Genomic DNA, 17,084 nt, shown 5'->3' with positions numbered 1-17,084 from the left:
TATCGGCTTTGAGAGTTCTGCCTGCTCCTCGATGAACAGTATCGGCCTTAAGACACGATGGTAAATTTCGGGGCTCAATCCCTTCACTTGCGTTGTGTCCCGATGTCTCCTACCTTCCAGCATCATTCAGTTTGTTACCTCCCTGAATGTGGAATTAAGTATTGGGCTGGTGGCTAACCTTTGCTTAAAGATTGGACTTTCACCAACAAGAGCCAATACGCTTTGCTTGGCACACTCATCTCTTTTTACCTCCTTTCTTTTTCCTCTATTTTGTCACGAGTTTCTTTCTTAGAATCAATTATTGATCCAACTACACTGCCAATCATTGATCCAATAACAGCAGGAAATATTAATCCTTTTGGTCCAGTAAAAGGATAATATGTATAGTACCACACCCCAGCTCCAATCCCCGCTCCTATAATTGCCCCAATTATCCTTCCTTTTTTAGGCTTTTCCTCAAGCTTGCCTTCTTCATCAGATTTCAATGAGAATGCAGGGTTTGTGCTCATATGCAATAGACTAGCATTGGACATCCCTTGATCGCCTGAATAAAATTGTAAAGAGGGGCAAAACTTTTCTGTAAGTTCTATTTCAACGCCATAGCCTTTTGTATGCAAAAATATAAAGGCTAGACTAAGTAAAATAGCTTTTTTCTTCATCTTTTTACCTTCTTATAAGTTCTTCAAATCTTGAATAAAAAGGGAAATCTAGGTAGCTTAGGTTATTCTAAAAATGACGGTTGTTTTTTTCTTTGTCCCTTTTAGGGAATAAGAAAAAGGGTCTATTTATTTTACCTACAGGGTTTTCACCTTTTGACTTATTTTTGCATTTTAAGTTTTTAGTTCTTTGACACCTCCCCCAAGCTTATCTTTAGCCAGCCACGTCCTTCATTGCTCTTCTTTAACCTAGGCATTCACTGTATACCCTTATTATCTTACCCGTGCTACCACAGATTACCCTTTCTCTTCAATTTTCAAAGAACACTTTTTTAGTTTCTAAAAAAATTAGAATTTAAACCCTATATCCTTGTCAAGGGTTTTTTTATAAATTCTCCTCCAGTAAAAATTTTTCTAAAGTTTTTTAACAAAAATGCCAATATTACATTAAAAATATAAATGATTTCAACAAATTCTATTTCAAAGCTTGCTTCTATAGCCAATATTTCTGCTTCAAAAAAGGCTAGCTTCTACATAAAATGGTCATGGGAAAGTGGCAATTATGATAAGGTAGAGATAAGTCAAGAGGCAAAGGAACTTAAGAAATTACTGGAACAATCTATACCCTCAGATGGGGTTTTAATAAGTCAAAGGAGACCATGGTATTTTAGGGATTATTATGAATATACTAATAGGCTGGCTATGGATAGGCTAGCTATGGAAGAGACAGAAAGATTGATTGAGATTGCAAGAAAGGATGGTTTTGACCTTGACTTTAATATGGTATATGAAGATGTGAAGAAATATCATTCTGTTAGGAAGGAACCTCTTTTTTCATATTTTATTGATGAAAATGGCCATATAGGATTTGATGGCACATATCAATCTAGGAGAAAAATCAATCGAGTACCATATCCCTTTGTTGTAAAGATTTGGTCCACGCATATCTTTACTCCACGATCCACTCTCTGCCACCGCTATTGTGAGTAAACTTGCCAATAGCATTACAGCAATGCTGATACTACAAAATTAACCTTCTCATCTTTTATCACCTCCTTCTTTTAAGTTTTTATGTTAAGCCCTCTTAAAGAGGACAAAATTTTCTTTATTAGTCAAGAAATCCAGATAGCCCTCCCTTCCCCCGAGCTCCCTATCCCAATGGTCCATTCTTTCGGGCCTCCACAGAAGATTGATTCTGCTTCACCCTGGCCATGGATAGATCACCGGGCTTCGGGTCTACTAAATGCTACTCTGTCGCCCTTTTAAGACTCGCTTTCGCTTTTGTCTTAAGGGCTTATATCCTTTAACCTTGCAACACTTAGTAACTCGCCAGCTCATTATTCAAGCATGCACGCCATCAGGCATTCCAGTGGCCAAGAAGGACGCTGGAAACAAGGAATAGAACTGGATTGCTCCAGATTCTACTCGCTTAAAACCTTAATCTTTCTCACCTAACCTGGCATAATTTAACTTTTAATGTTCCAAAGCACTATAAGATTGCATAAAAAAAATTGACAAAAATTGTTTTATAATTTATTATTAAAATAATTTAAATAGGGAGGATATTATATGAAGGTAAAAAAATTTACAAAAAGAAATGAATTAGGGTTCACCCTTGTTGAATTGATGGTTGTTGTAACCATTATAGGAATTCTCCTTGTTCTTCTTCTTCCAAGGATGACTTTACTAATGGATAGGTCTCGCGAGAAGACAACACACAAGAATCTAAAATCAATCAAGCTTGCCATAGATTCTTACTCTGAAAGAACAGATGGTGGATATAACTATCCAACAGCAAAAGATGATCTTAAACAAGTATTGGAAGAAAAATTTTCAGGAAGTGTTCCAAGGGCTGTTTTAAAGCTAGGAAGCGGTATTCCTGCATCTTCCGAATGTGAGTTGGCAGGTTCTGTAACTGATATTCCAGTTGGAAATAATGGAGGGTGGGTTTTTATAACAGCAGGTCCTGATAGGGGCAATGTTTATGTAAATAGCACAGCCTTTGATACAAATCAAAATCCATATACTACCTATTCATGCTGGTAAGTGACGCCATTTCTCCTTATTTTTCTTCTTGCTTTTCTTTTTCTTTCCAAGCTTTTTTTATTAAATGAGATATTCTTTCTCCGGGATTTTGGAGCATATTTCTATCCCTTAAGGCACCTTACCTTAGAATTCTTAAACTCTAAAATCATTCCATTCTGGAACCCATATATAGATTCTGGTGTTTGTCTTTTGGCTGACCTTCAATCACAAATTCTATATCCGCCATCTTTGTTTTTACTCCTTGGTTTTGATATTGGGCTTAAGCTGTTTATCCTATTTCACTTTATATTAGGAGGATTTAGCATTTATGTATTAGCAAGGCATTTAGGTCTTAATTCCTCTTCTTCTTTTGTTTCTGTTTGTGTATTTATCTTCTCAGGATTTTTTGTCTCCTCAACCTATATTTTAACTGCCTTTGCATCATCAGCCTGGATCCCTCTTATCTTCTATCTTTTTTTAAAGAAAAGGGTATTTTTGGCTGGATTTGCGATTGCCTTTCAATTTCTTGCTGGAGAGCTATCTATTCTATATGGAACAATTTTATCCCTTTTCTTTTATTCGATATCCAAAAAGGGAATAAAAGAATTTGTCCTTGCAGGTTTAATTGGGCTTTCTATCTCTTTATTTCAAACCTTGCCATTCTTTGAGTTTGTTTCTTTGTCAACGCGGGGTAAGATAGGCTTTGAACATGCAACATATTGGTCATTTGCCCCATATGAGCTTTTAAGGCTTTTTATTCCCTCAATAATGGGAAGCCCAATTGATATAACATATAGGATTGGTGATTTGTTTAAAATCCAATTGTGGCTAAATAGTCCATATATAGGGATAATTCCTCTTCTTCTTATTTTTATTTCATTTAAGGCAAGAAGGGGTATGTTCTTTTTCTTCCTTTTCTTTTTCTCTCTCCTCCTTTCCTTTGGAAAATATACACCCTTATACGATATCTTTGCCCATCTTCCCTTCTTTGGGCTGCTTAGATATCCGGTAAAATTTATCTCTATTTTTACCTTTGCCTCCTCTATCCTTGCCGGATATGGATTTTCCTATCTTTATGAAAAAAAGGGCTTTTCTCTTTTCTTTGTTTTCTCTATAATCTTTGGAGCTATTGCCCTTTTTCTTTTTTTTGGAAAGCAGGAAGTTACACTCTTTATGGGAAAATATGTTGAACAATCCTACGCTTTTTGCTGGATTGAGGACGTCTTTAAAGACACATTGTTTCTCTTTATTATTCTTTCTTCATCCTTCTTGCTTATCTTTCTTTTAAATAAAGATAAAATAAAAAAACCCATATTTGCCTCTTTATTTATTGGGCTTATTGTTGTTGAGCTATTTTTCTTTGCCCAGAAGATTAATCCAACAACATCAGGAGAAATATATAAATTTAAACCACGGGTGCTTGAATTTATTAAGAACCAAAAGGGTCTTTTTCGGGTTTTGATAACGCCTATTACAAATAAGCATCTTGCGGGACCATTGGGGTTCTCTTATGAGGAATGTTTCCTTAGAGGGCTTGTATATCTTAAGCCAAACCTTGGGCTTATCCATAAAATCTTTTACACCTCTGGCTATCGGTCAATCAGCCTTTCTGATTATTCCTCTTTTATGTATCTTATAGAATTAAGCAAATTTTCTGATGTTTCCCATCTTATTTCTCTTATCAATACAAGATATATTATCTCTGAGCATCCATTGGATGAAAAAAGCCTTAAATTTTTATTTAGGGATGGAAAACAGGGGCCATTCCTTTATGAGAATATGGATTGCCTTCCCAGGGCATTTATGGTTTATAATCATAAGGCAATTAAGCACAAGGAAATATTGGAGTATATGTTAAGCCAGCAATTTGACCCAAGAGAGGAGGTTGTTTTGGAGGAAAAACCGGAAAAATTCAAAATGCAAAATGCAAAATGCAAAACTGAGGTAAGAATTATTAAATATCAACCAAATAGAGTGGTAATTAAGGTTGAGACAGAAAGACATGGGTTTTTGGTTTTGTCTGATACATATTATCCGGGGTGGAAAGCATTTATTAAAACTAAAAACTTAAAACTAAAAACTAAAAACTTAGAGGTAAAGATATATAAAGCGAATTATTGTTTTAGGGCGATTGCCTTAGAAAAAGGAAATTATGTGGTTGAATTTAGGTATTTTCCAAGGACATTTATTATTGGGTTAATAGCAAGCCTTGTATCTTTTGTTCTTATTTTGGGGGCATTTTTGCTAAAGAGATGAAAAAGCTATCCCCTCTATTTTTGCTTATTGGCATAATTTTTCTTTTTTTTCTTCAAGTAATTGTTTCCTCTGACATCTGGGGATTTAGAGATTTCCATAGATATGTTTATCCAATCAGACATTTTACATGGGAATCTATGAGGTCTTTTATAATTCCCTTTTGGAATCCCTATATTGGCTGTGGAACGCCATTATTCGCAGGTCTTCAGGGATGCGTCTTTTATCCACCATCAATATTGGTTTATCTTTTTCCTTACGAGATAGGGCTTAAAATTTATGTCATCTTCCATTTTCTCTTGGCAGGAATAACATCATATCTTTTAGGATTACAGCTTAAGCTTGATAGAGCTCCATCGTTTATCTTAAGCCTTGTTTATACATTTTCTGGATGGTTTGTCTCATCTATTGATATTCCAATCATTCTTGCCTCATCATCTTGGATTCCCATTGTCTTTCTTTTTCTTATAAGGCAATCATTTGTTTTGACCGGTATTTTTCTTTCATTTCAATTTATGTGTGGCGAGCCATCCATATTTTACATAACATCTATTTTGGTTTTGCTATTTTCTCTTTACATCAGAATAAGATGGACAATACCCATTCTTTCAATTTTAATTGCTTTCTCCCTTTCTTTATTCCAAATTCTTCCATTTTTAGAGCTTCTTTCTCATTCTACAAGGCTCTTACAAGGATATTCTGAAAGTGCAAAATGGGCATTCTCTCCCTATGAGGTCTTTAGATTCATCCTTCCCTCTTCTTGTGGAGGGATTGTAAGGGGAGAGGAAGAACCTATCCTTTGGTTTGGCCAGGAATGGCTTAAAAGCCCATATCTTGGGATAATCCCATTTATTCTTGCCCTTATATCCATTCTTTACCCAAGAAAGGAAAGGATTGTCTCATTTTTTTCTCTAACAGCCCTTTTGTTTCTTATAATCTCATTTGGCAATTATACCCCTTTATATAAAGCCCTATACCCCCTATTTTCTTTGATGAGATACCCGGTAAAATTCCTTTATATTACATCCTTTTCCGCTTCTATCCTTGCTGGATTTGGGACAAGCTATCTTTTGAATAAGAAAACAAATCCTACAAAGGTTTTTATTTATATAGGTTTATTTATCTGTTGTGTGTTTATTTTTCCATTCTTTAAAAGAAATGACCTCTTTTCTTTATTTTCTATTTCTCCTATAAGGCTTATAAAATGGTGGAATGACCTTTATCCTGACGCTATATTTATCCTTTTTTTAATCTCCTTTTCATTGATATTTCTTGTTCTTTATCTTTCAGGGATAATTAAAAGGAATACCTTTGTATTAGGGTTTGCTGGCATTATTATTATAGATCTATTCTTTTTTGGACTTGACCTTAATCCATTAGTAAAAAGAGAGGTTTATGATAAAAGCAATACCATTAGATTCCTTGAAAAAAAGGATGGGTTATTTAGAATTTGCCTCTCTCCAAGGACAGCCCAATACTTTACAAAGATAAGGGGAAAGACATTAAATGAAGCAATAAAAAATTCAAAGAGGTTTGTTATTCCAAATACAGGAATGGTTTTTGGTATATTTGAGGCAGGTTGTTATGATTCAATATATCTTTCCTCCTATTTTCAGTTAAAGGAGGCAATGAAAAGACAATTTTCGGAAATATTAAGGCTTCTTTCAATGATGAATATTAGGTTTATTATTTCAAGAGACCCACTTTCTGAAAAAGAAATAAAACTTGTCTATCAAGATAGGGATATGTTTTTATATGAAAATAGAAATTACCTTCCCAGGGCATTTTTTGTTTCTGATTATAAGGTTGTTCAGAATACCTTAGGTTATATGTTAAGCCCTGAATTTGATCCAAAAAGAGAGGTTGTTTTGGAGGAAAAACCAGAAAAGAAAGTCAAAAGTCAAAAGTCAAAAGTCAAAAGTGCGGTAAAAATTATTAAATATGAGCCGAATAGGGTTTTAATTGAGGTAGATAGCGAGATGTCTGGGTTTTTGGTTTTGGCGGATACATATTATCCGGGGTGGAAGGCATATGTTAAAAAAGTCAAAAGTCAAAAGTCAAAAGTCAAAAGTGAGGTAAGGATTTATAAAGCAAATTATTGTTTTAGGGCGGTTTGTGTGCCAAAGGGAAAGAGCTTAATGGAATTTAGGTATTTTCCAAGGACATTTATTATTGGGTTGATAGGAAGCCTTGTTTCTAGCATAACAATAGCAGGGTTTCTCATTCCAAAGAAATGAGAGACAGGTATGTTTTTATTATAATATTGGCCATAACCATCCTTTTCTTTTTTGAGCCATTATTTACAAATAAGACCTTTGTCTACAGAGACATTCATCTTTTAATTTATCCAATGAAAATATTTGCAACAGAGTGCATAAAAAAAGGGTTTCTTCCTTTTTGGAATCCTTATATATTGTGTGGTTCACCATTTCTTGCCCAGATTCATCATCAGACTCTATACCCTCCATCAATTTTGGTATACTATCTTCCATTTGCTTTTGGGATAGAGCTATTTGTTACACTTCATGTATTTCTGGCAGGGCTATTTTTCTATTTCTTAATAAAAGACCAAGGTTTGAATTCAGCATCCTCCCTTTTTGCATCCCTCTCTTATGTATTTAGTGGAATATTTCTCTCAACAGGAAATTTTATCATAACCCTATCTACTGCCACATGGACGCCCTTGCTTGTTTTTTTCTACATTAGAGCCCTTAAAAAACAAAGCATAAGGTATGCTATTCTTTCTGGCATAATAACTACTATTAGTTTTTTAAGTGGAACTCCGGATTACCTCTATCTTGATATTCTGCTTTTATTTTTCCTTACATTAACCTGGATATTTTATAAAAAGAGCCTTTTTGGTTTAAAATCTTTTTTAATTCTTGGGCTTGTAGGAATCAGCATATCCCTCTTTCAGCTTACCCCATTCCTTGAGCTTGTGTTTCTTTCTAATAGAATTAAAGGTTTGTCATTTTCTGATGTATCCTTATGGTCTTTAGGGCTTTATGATATGCTATGCCTTTTTATTCCAAATGGAGGTGCTATTCCTTCTGAAAAATATGTTCTTCCATATATTGGTCAGCAAATGACAACATCCCTCTATATGGGAATTCTACCCTTGATACTTGCAATATTTGCTATATTTTGGGAGAAAAAGAAGTCTCTTTATTTTTGGGGATTGATTTCTATATTTTCTATAATCCTTGCAGGAGGAAAGTATCTTGGTTTATATTACCTCTTCTACAAGTTTTTACCAGGTTTTTCTATGTTAAAAGACCCTGTGAAGGCTTTGCATCTATTCTCATTTTCAGCAAGCATTTTAGCAGGGTTTGGTTTCAACCAGATTTTTTCTAAAGACATCAGAAAGGGGCTTCTTTTATTTTTATTTCTATTTCTATTTTTTTCCCTAATTTTTAAATATACACCTATTCTGCTTGAGATAATGAAAACCCTTAATCCTCCATATAGGATAAACAATAACGAAATAGAGATATGGAGATTTTTTGTCTCTTTAAACTGCTTAAAAGTTGCTGTTTTTCTTCTGGGATTCTACATCCTTATATCCATTAAAAAAAGGTTGTCTCTCCATTTATTCTATTGTGCAATCATATTTCTTACACTTTTTGATTTATGGACATTCAATAGTCATTTTCACTATATGATAAATGAAGAATTTTATAGAAAACCACCCAAGGTTTCAAGGTTTATAAAGGATAGGAAGAGATTTTTTCATTTCTCTCCATCCAAAATGGTCTTCTATGTAGGACCAAAGGTTGGTTATCCTGATTTTGTTGCCACCAAAGAAATATTATGTGGAAATATTGGGATGATATTTAAGCTTTATGCTATAAGTGGGTATGAGAGTATGTATTTATTTGATACTATTTCTTTCTTAGGGTTACCAAAAGATGTATTATGGAAGATTACAGGGGTTCGCTATATAATTAGTGATAAATTTTACATAAACCCACATTTTCTTCCAAGGACTGTTTTTACATCTTTTTATAAGGTGATGGATAGAAAAGATATCTTAAGATACATCTTTTGCCCTAATTTTAATCCAGAGAAAGAGGTTGTTTTGGAGGAAAAACCAAAGAAAAGTCAGGAGTCAGAGGGTCAGAGGGTCAGAGGTAAATATTATTGATTATCAGCCGAATAGGGTTTTAATTGAGGTAGATAGCGAGATGTCTGGATTTTTGGTTTTGTCGGATACATATTATCCGGGGTGGAAGGCATTTATTAAAACTAAAAACTTAAAACTTAAAACTAAAAACTTAGAGGTAAAGATATATAAAGCGAATTATTGTTTTAGGGCGGTTTGTGTGCCAAAGGGAAAGAGCTTAATAGAATTTAGGTATTTTCCAAGAACATTTATTATTGGGTTGATAGCAAGTTTTGTATCTTTTGTGATTGTTGTATTATATTGGAAATTATGCAATGAAATATAGCTTCTCTCTAGTATTATTGTTGGTTACATTTCTTTTCTTTGGCGATATCCTTTCCTCAAAGACCCTTTTTCACAAGGATATGCATACACTCCTTTATCCAGCAAAGCTTTTTATTTACAATAGTATAAAGGATGGGGTTTTTCCATTTTGGAACCCATATAATGCTTGTGGAGAACCCCTTATTCCAATTTTATATTATCAAACCCTTTATCCTTTTTCAATCTTTTCTTATATATTTCCATCCTGCCTTGGAATGGATATATTTATCTTCCTTCATATATTCCTTGGCTCTTTATTCTTCTATTTTTTAATGAAGGACCAAGGGCTTGATATATCTTCATCTTTATTTGCAAGTCTATCCTATGGATTTTCTGGAATATTCATTTCTTTGGGAAATTGGGTTTGCTTGTCTACCGCAACCTGGAGCCCCTTAATTTTATTGTTTTACATAAGGGCATTAAAAAGGGGTTCAATATTTTATACCTTTGCATCCTGCGTGATTTTGGTTTTAGGGTTTTGTGCTGGTTTTCCTGAAGTTTCATTTTTCTGTTTTCTCCTTCTAATCTTTCTTACAATTGCATACATAATTCATAAAAAAAGTTTTTTTTCCTTGAAATTATTTTTAATTACAAGTCTTATAATTGCAGGAATTGGTTTATTTATATTCTTGCCATTTTTAGAGTTTGTCCTTTTTTCTCAAAGAGCAGGAGGGATTTCTTTTTCGGAAAGCACCATTTGTTCACTTTCTCCATTTGAACTTCTTGAATTTATTTTTCCCTGTTTTTATAACATTCCAAGGGAGGGGTATATATCTTCATATTTTGGAGAAAAGATTACAACAAGTATATATATTGGAATATTTCCCATAATTCTTGCAATTTCAGCAATATTCTGGATAAGAAATAAGAATATTCTATTTTGGGGCTTTGTATTCATTTTAAGCCTTCTTATTGCTCTAGGAAACAATACCCCTTTCTACCATATTTTATATAAATACATCCCTTGTTTTAATATAATAAGATACCCTGTAAAGGCTTTGCATCTTTCGGGTTTGGCAGGAAGCTATCTTGCTGGCTTTGGTTTTTTTTATCTTATCTCACAAGCACATAAAAAAGAAATGGGTAAAAAATTTATCTTGCTTTCCCTTTTTTTTGTTCTATTGTTCTTATTTTTTTACTATGAAAGGAAATATGTTTTTCATATTTTAAACTACATTATGAAGGGGCTTTATGCCCCAGGTAGAATGGAAAAGGGTGATATTTATATTTGGTATTCCTTTGTAAGCTTAAACTTTTTAAAAGTAGCATTTATTCTTTTTTTAATAGGAATTGTAGTCCATTTTGTTTATAAATATAAGATTAGCTTTATTCTTCTTAAAGGCTTCCTTATTACAATTACAATATATGACCTCTACACCTTTAATGGCAAACTAAATTACTTGATAGATGAAGATTTTTATAAAGAAACCCCTAATATTGTTGAGGTTCTTAAGGATGGCTACGCAAGGTTTATTCTTACCCCAGATTCTAAAGAAGAAATGGGTAGGGGGGTAGAGGATTATATAAGCAGAGAAATTCTCTGGGGGAATCAGCATCTTCCATTTAGGTTATTCAATGCAATGGGTTATGAAGTTATATTTATTGGTGGCTTGTTAGACTTTGCAAATAGCATGCCAATGAATGTGTTTATGAAGATTATGGGAGTTAAGTATATTGTTTCCCTATTCCCTCTTATTGGGAAGGATATAAGCCTTCATTGGAAGAATGGCCCAATATATGTTTATAAGTATAATTGCCATATGAATCGTGCCATATTTGTTTCCAATGCAAAGGTTATGGATAAAGATAAAATTCTAGATTATATGTCAAGCCCTAATTTTAACCCAGAGAAAGAGGTTGTTTTGGAGGAAAAACCAAAGAAAAGTCAGGAGTCAGAGGGTCAGAGAGTCAAAGGGTCAGAGGTAAATATTATTGATTATCAGCCGAATAGGGTTTTAATTGAGGTAGATAGCGAGATGTCTGGATTTTTGGTTTTGTCGGATACATATTATCCTGGGTGGAAAGCATATATTAGTCACCAGAGCACCAGAGCACCAGAGCACCAGAAAGAGGTGAGAATTTATAGGGCGAATTATTGTTTTAGGGCTGTTTGTGTGCCAAAAGGAAAGAGCCTAATAGAATTTAGGTATTTTCCAAAAACATTTATTATTGGCTTAATAGGAAGCCTTGCCTCCCTTTTGCTGATTATGGTATACTTAAAAAGATGCTCTCAGTAATTATTCCGGTCTATAATGAGGAGCTTACCATTAGAGAGGTAATAGAAAAGGTCTTTGAGGTTCCTATAGAGAAAGAGATAATCATCGTTGATGATGGCTCAACCGACCGGACAGCCGAAATCCTTGAGCAGGAAAAAGATAAGATAAACATTATTTATAATTCCTTGATTAACATTGGAAAGGGTGCAGCGGTAAGGATTGGGCTTGAGCATGCAAAGGGCGATGTTGTAATCCTTCAGGATGGAGACCTTGAATGCAATCCAGAGGAATATCCAGAGATTTTAAACCCCATTATCGAAGGAAAGGCTGATGTTGTCTATGGCTCAAGGTTTATGAAAAAAGAGGGAAGAAAAAATACAAGCCTTGCGAATTACCTGGCAAATAAATTTTTATCAGGGCTTACCAATATTCTTTATGGAGCAAATCTTTCTGATATGGAGACAGCCTATAAGGCATTCAAAACCGAGGTTATCAAAAAGATAAAACTAAAATCATTAGGCTTTGAGATAGAGCCCGAGATAACCGCAAAGCTCTTAAGGCTAGGTTATAAAATAAAAGAGGTTCCCATATCTTATCATCCCAGAAGGATAAAGGAGGGAAAAAAGATTGGCTTTATGGATGGGATAAAATCAATATATTGTTTATTCAAATATAGACTTTGTCCAATGAAAGAGATAGGAAATGAAATTATTTGACAGGATACTTCTTGATATAAAATCTTTAGCAGAAAGAAGGCATAAATTAGATATATCGGTTATAAGCCAGATGAATGCTCCTTATGAGATAGATAAAGATTTTTTTCTAATTGCTAAAAGGATAATTCAAGCAAAAAGAAAAAAATCTGCAATTATCTTGATGGCTGGAGCACATATTATTCGATCAGGCATCCAAAATTACTTGATTGATTTGATGAAAAGGGGTTATATATCCTGTATTGCTACAAATGGCGCTTTTATGATTCATGATTTTGAGTTTAGCTTAATTGGTGCTACTTGTGAAGATGTGGCTTACTATATAAAAAGAGGGCAATTTGGATTATGGAAAGAGACCTCGCAAATAAATGATGTTATCAATAGGGCTTATCTAAAAGATACAACCATTGGAATGGGTGAGGCGGTTGGTTGTTATATTGAGGAATCTAATATGCCTTATAAAAAAATTAGTATCTTGGCTACTTGTTATCGCTTAAAAATTCCTATAACAATCCATGTTGGTATAGGCTACGATATTATTCACCAACATCCAAATTGTGATGGAAGAACAACAGGGTGTCTTTCCTATAATGATTTCTTAAGATTTGTCTCAATTGTCCAAAATCTTGAAAATGGGGTTATTATGAATTTTGGAAGCGCTGTAATGGGGCCTGAGGTTTTTCTAAAGGCATTAAGTATGGCAAGGAATATTGCTTTACAAAAAGGAAAAAACATTAGACGCTTCACAACCCTTGTATGCGACCTTTATCCACTTCCAGAAGATTTTAAAAAAGAACCATCCCTTGATTCTTTTTTATATTATTTTAGACCCTTAAAGACAATGTTGATAAGGACAGTAGCAGATGGAGGAAAAAGCTTTTATATTTGCGGAAAACATTCAGAAACTATGCCTAAACTTTGGCAGGCAATAAATTTGGAGGAGAAAGATGAAGATACTTAAAGTGTTAGAATTAGCAAAAAAGATAGAGAAATTAAGAAAAAAAGGGAAGAAAATCATTTATTGTCATGGATGTTTTGACCTTATGCATCCAGGTCATATCAAACATTTTCAAGAAGCAAAGAAAATGGGCGATGTTCTTATTGTAACAATTACACCAGACACTTATGTTGACAAAGGAAAAGATAGACCTGTTTTTAATCAAAATTTAAGGGCAGAATCCGTAGCCTCTTTGGAATGCGTTGATTATGTGGCAATAAACAAGTGGGAAACTGCTTGTGAACCTTTAAGATTATTAAAGCCAGATGTTTATGTCAAGGGAAAGGAGTTTGAGGAAAAAGAAGATAGTAAGCTTCAGCAAGAAAAAAAGGTTTTATTTGAAATTGGGGGCAAGATGCGATATACCCATGATAAGGTTGTCTTTTCCTCAACAAAATTACTAAACAAATATTTTCAAAATATATACCCCTTAGAAACCAGAAGATTCTTAGAGGATTTTTCTTCTAAATATAGCTTTGAATATATTAGAGAAAGATTAGATGCCATTAGACCTATGAAGATTCTTCTTATAGGCGATGGAATTATTGATGAATATCACTATTGTGAATCTATGGGTAAATCTCCGAAAGCACAGATTATTGTTCATAAGCATATAAACTATGAGGTTTTTGTAGGTGGTTCATTTGCTATTGCCAATCATATTGCACAAATTTGCGACAATGTTCATTTGGTAACCCTTTTAGGAAAAGAGGATAAAAGAAAGAATTTCATTTTAAAAAACCTTAACCCAAATATTAAAACAAAATTCTTTTATAGGGATGATGGGCCTACAATTGTAAAAAAAAGGTATATTAACAAATATCAAAACCAAAAGGTATTTGAAATTAACTATATTAATGATTCCTTTATCAAGGATGAATGCGAGTCAGAGGTCTTAAGATTTTTAAAAAGAATATTGCCTGAATATGATATAGTATTGATTGCAGATTTTGGTCATGGCTTCATTACAGATAAAATGATTAAAACTATAGAAAAAATTTCAAAGAAGATAGCAGTAAATACACAAGTAAATGGGGCTAATGTTGGCTATAATTTAATAACAAAATATGCAAATCCAAATTTTATCTGTCTGGATGTACCTGAGGCAAGGCTGGCAACACAAGATAAATTTTCTTCTGTAGAAGAAATAGCGGGAAAAATTTTAAAAAGCCTAAAAAATGATTGTGTTATTATAACAGTGGGTAGCCATGGCTCTGTAGGCATTGATAGGCATGGCAATATTAATAAGACACCTGCTTTTTCTGCAAAGGTTGTGGATATTACAGGTGCTGGAGATGCCTTTTTTTCCTATACAGCACCCTGCTTTGCTTTAGGTATGCCACTAGACCTTGTTTCATTTATTGGAAATACAGTAGGGGCATTAGCTGTTCAGATAGTCTGTAATAAAGTGCCTATTAGAAAGCATGAATTGCTTGAATTTATTTATACAATTTTAAAAAATAATGAATAAGGCTAAAAGGGTCTTTATAACTGGAGGGGCTGGTTATGTTGGTAGTATATTAGTTCCAAAACTACTCAACAAAGGTCACTATGTTAAGGTTATTGACTTATATATCTATGGAGAGGATGTTTTAAATAGTGTAAAAGACAATCCCAAACTTATTCAGATAAAAGGTGATATTAGAAACAAAGAGCTTATTGAGAGAGAGATAAAAGGCTATGATACAGTTATCCATCTAGCATGTATATCTAATGATCCGAGCTGTGAATTAAATCCAGCTTTAACTAGAGAAATAAACTACGATGCCTTTATTCAACTTGTAGATGTAGCAAAAAATAATAAAGTAGAAAGACTAATTTATGCTTCAAGCTCAAGTGTATATGGCATCAAAAAGGAAGAAGAGGTAACAGAAGATCTTCCATTAGAACCCCTGACAGATTATTCCAAATACAAGGCAAAGTGTGAAGAGGTTCTAATGAATGCTAGTAAAAAAGGTTTTGTGATAGTAATTGTTAGGCCTTCTACGGTTTGCGGTTATTCACCCAGAATGCGACTTGACTTGACAGTTAATATCTTAACAAACCATGCTATCAATAAAGAAGAAATTACGGTTTTTGGAGGAGAACAGATGCGACCCAATATTCATATTGAGGATATGACTGACCTTTATGTTTATTTGTTAGGCCTGGCTGATGAAAGAATAGATAGAAAAATTTACAATGTTGGGTATGAGAATTACAAAATCAAGGATATTGCAAAGATGGTTCAGGAAACTTTAGGTCATCAGATACCAATTAAGACCCTTCCAACCAATGACAATCGTTCATATCATATTTCATCAAGAAAGATTAAAGAAGAAATAGGTTTTTCTCCAAAATATACTGTTAAGGAGGCAATCTTTGATATGAAGAGGGCTTTTGAAGAGGGTAAAATTCCAAATCCTATGACAGATATAAAGTATTACAATGTTAAGACAATGAAGGCTATAAGACTTGTATAATTTTAATGAATACATTAGATTTATATAAAAAAGCTAAAGAATTAAGAAAAACAATATTTAGAACAATTTGTAAGGGAGGGGGTGGCCATATCCCTTCTTCTTTGTCAATAGTAGAAATTTTGACTGTGCTTTATTATAAAATTTTAAATATTGATAATAAAAATCCAAAGGATCCCCAAAGGGATAGATTTATATTAAGTAAAGGTCATGGGTGTGTTGCATTGTATGCAATTCTTGCGGATAAGGGTTTTTTTGATAAAGAAAATCTTGATACATTTGGTATGAGAGGAAGTATTTTGGGTGGTCATCCAGATATGTATAAAATCCCAGGTGTAGAGGCTTCTACAGGAGCATTAGGACATGGATTTCCATTTGGGGTAGGAATAGCCTTGGCTGGTAAAATGGATAAAAAGAAATACCGTGTATTTGTCCTGTTAGGTGATGGAGAATGTCAAGAAGGTTCTGTGTGGGAAGCTGCTTTATTTGCTCCTCAATATAAATTGGATAATTTGATAGCAATCATTGATTATAACAAGTTACAAGCTATAGATTGGGTAGACAATATTATTTCCCTAAAACCATTGGTTGATAAGTGGAAAGCATTTGGATGGGAAACCAAAGAGGTTGATGGCCATAATATTTCAGAGATGCAAGATGTTTTTTTCTCTCTTCCTTTGGTTTATGATAAGCCGACACTAATAGTGGCACATACTACCAAGGGTAAGGGGATATCGTTTATGAAGAATGTTCCTGTCTGGCATTACCGCATGCCAAATAAAGAAGAGATGGCTATTGCATTCAAAGAATTGGGATTGGATAACTTGGGAATATGAGAAATGCCTATTTAAGTAAGCTTTATGAGCTTGCAAAAGAAAATGAGCATATTGTTGCTCTGGTTGCTGACAATGGTGCAATTGTTTATGATAAATATAGAAAGGATTTTCCCGATAGATTTATAAATTGTGGCATCTCTGAGGCAAATATGATTAGCGTATCAGCTGGATTAGCTTCATGTGGCAAGATTCCTTTTGCTTACACTATTGGCTGTTTCCTTACGATGCGTGCTTTTGAACAGATTAGAAATGACATCTGTCTACAAAGAATGAATGTTAAACTTGTGGGTATTGGTAGCGGATTTGTATATAGTAACCTGGGGCCAACACATCATACAACCGAAGATATTGCTCTGATGCGCACACTTCCTAATATGACAATTTTTTCTCCAATAGACCCATTGGAGACTAAGAAAGCAACAATAGAGGCTGCACGGATTAAA

At 33.8% G+C, this 17,084-nt stretch carries 14 protein-coding genes and 1 other annotated feature; of the genes, 13 read left to right on the top strand and 1 reads right to left on the bottom strand.

All coding sequences use genetic code 11. From position 1 onward, the window contains the following. Window positions 1–245: 245 nt before the first annotated feature. Complete coding sequence (locus AB1630_04545) at window positions 246–659, bottom strand: hypothetical protein (GenBank protein ID MEW6103073.1); 414 nt, start codon at window positions 657–659, stop codon at window positions 246–248. A gap of 456 nt (window positions 660–1,115) precedes the next feature. Here AB1630_04545 and AB1630_04540 point away from each other — a divergent pair, with 456 nt between their 5' ends. The 13 genes from AB1630_04540 to AB1630_04480 form a co-directional block, all read left to right on the top strand. Continuing rightward, entirely contained in the window at window positions 1,116–1,646 is a 531-nt protein-coding gene (locus AB1630_04540) for a hypothetical protein (protein ID MEW6103072.1), read from the top strand. A 131-nt stretch (window positions 1,647–1,777) separates the two neighbouring features. Beyond that, window positions 1,778–1,980: a sequence feature (23S ribosomal RNA rRNA prediction is too short), on the bottom strand. Window positions 1,981–2,225: 245 nt separating this feature from the next. Continuing rightward, the gene (locus tag AB1630_04535; protein MEW6103071.1) at window positions 2,226–2,702 is read left to right on the top strand and encodes a prepilin-type N-terminal cleavage/methylation domain-containing protein; all 477 of its coding nucleotides are present in this window, start codon (window positions 2,226–2,228) and stop codon (window positions 2,700–2,702) included. Beyond that, on the top strand, window positions 2,703–4,937 hold the full coding sequence (locus tag AB1630_04530; protein MEW6103070.1) for a YfhO family protein: 2,235 nt from the start codon (window positions 2,703–2,705) through the stop codon (window positions 4,935–4,937). It abuts the gene before it with no gap. Beyond that, complete coding sequence (locus tag AB1630_04525; GenBank protein ID MEW6103069.1) at window positions 4,934–7,171, top strand: YfhO family protein; 2,238 nt, start codon at window positions 4,934–4,936, stop codon at window positions 7,169–7,171. Before AB1630_04530 ends, AB1630_04525 begins: the two co-directional genes overlap by 4 nt. Continuing rightward, window positions 7,168–9,078, top strand: coding sequence for a hypothetical protein (locus AB1630_04520; protein MEW6103068.1), 1,911 nt, complete (start codon window positions 7,168–7,170; stop codon window positions 9,076–9,078). The genes AB1630_04525 and AB1630_04520 overlap by 4 nt, the downstream gene beginning before the upstream one ends. Continuing rightward, window positions 9,008–9,382, top strand: a complete 375-nt coding sequence (locus AB1630_04515) for a YfhO family protein (GenBank protein ID MEW6103067.1) — start codon at window positions 9,008–9,010, stop codon at window positions 9,380–9,382. Before AB1630_04520 ends, AB1630_04515 begins: the two co-directional genes overlap by 71 nt. Then, the gene (locus tag AB1630_04510; GenBank protein MEW6103066.1) at window positions 9,372–11,657 is read left to right on the top strand and encodes a YfhO family protein; all 2,286 of its coding nucleotides are present in this window, start codon (window positions 9,372–9,374) and stop codon (window positions 11,655–11,657) included. Before AB1630_04515 ends, AB1630_04510 begins: the two co-directional genes overlap by 11 nt. Continuing rightward, the gene (locus AB1630_04505) at window positions 11,645–12,352 is read left to right on the top strand and encodes a glycosyltransferase family 2 protein (GenBank protein ID MEW6103065.1); all 708 of its coding nucleotides are present in this window, start codon (window positions 11,645–11,647) and stop codon (window positions 12,350–12,352) included. The genes AB1630_04510 and AB1630_04505 overlap by 13 nt, the downstream gene beginning before the upstream one ends. Further along, entirely contained in the window at window positions 12,339–13,310 is a 972-nt protein-coding gene (locus tag AB1630_04500) for a hypothetical protein (protein MEW6103064.1), read from the top strand. Before AB1630_04505 ends, AB1630_04500 begins: the two co-directional genes overlap by 14 nt. After that, on the top strand, window positions 13,297–14,817 hold the full coding sequence (locus AB1630_04495) for a PfkB family carbohydrate kinase (protein ID MEW6103063.1): 1,521 nt from the start codon (window positions 13,297–13,299) through the stop codon (window positions 14,815–14,817). The genes AB1630_04500 and AB1630_04495 overlap by 14 nt, the downstream gene beginning before the upstream one ends. Next, window positions 14,810–15,808, top strand: a complete 999-nt coding sequence (locus AB1630_04490) for an SDR family oxidoreductase (protein ID MEW6103062.1) — start codon at window positions 14,810–14,812, stop codon at window positions 15,806–15,808. Before AB1630_04495 ends, AB1630_04490 begins: the two co-directional genes overlap by 8 nt. A gap of 5 nt (window positions 15,809–15,813) precedes the next feature. Further along, entirely contained in the window at window positions 15,814–16,641 is an 828-nt protein-coding gene (locus AB1630_04485) for a transketolase (GenBank protein MEW6103061.1), read from the top strand. Further along, a partial coding sequence (locus AB1630_04480; GenBank protein ID MEW6103060.1) for a transketolase occupies window positions 16,638–17,084 on the top strand: 447 nt, incomplete at its 3' end. The genes AB1630_04485 and AB1630_04480, both read left to right, overlap by 4 nt.

The organism is bacterium (assembly GCA_040753555.1).
In the GTDB taxonomy this organism is placed as follows: domain Bacteria; phylum UBA9089; class UBA9088; order UBA9088; family UBA9088; genus JBFLYE01.
This window is presented reverse-complemented; position numbering and strand designations above follow the sequence as displayed.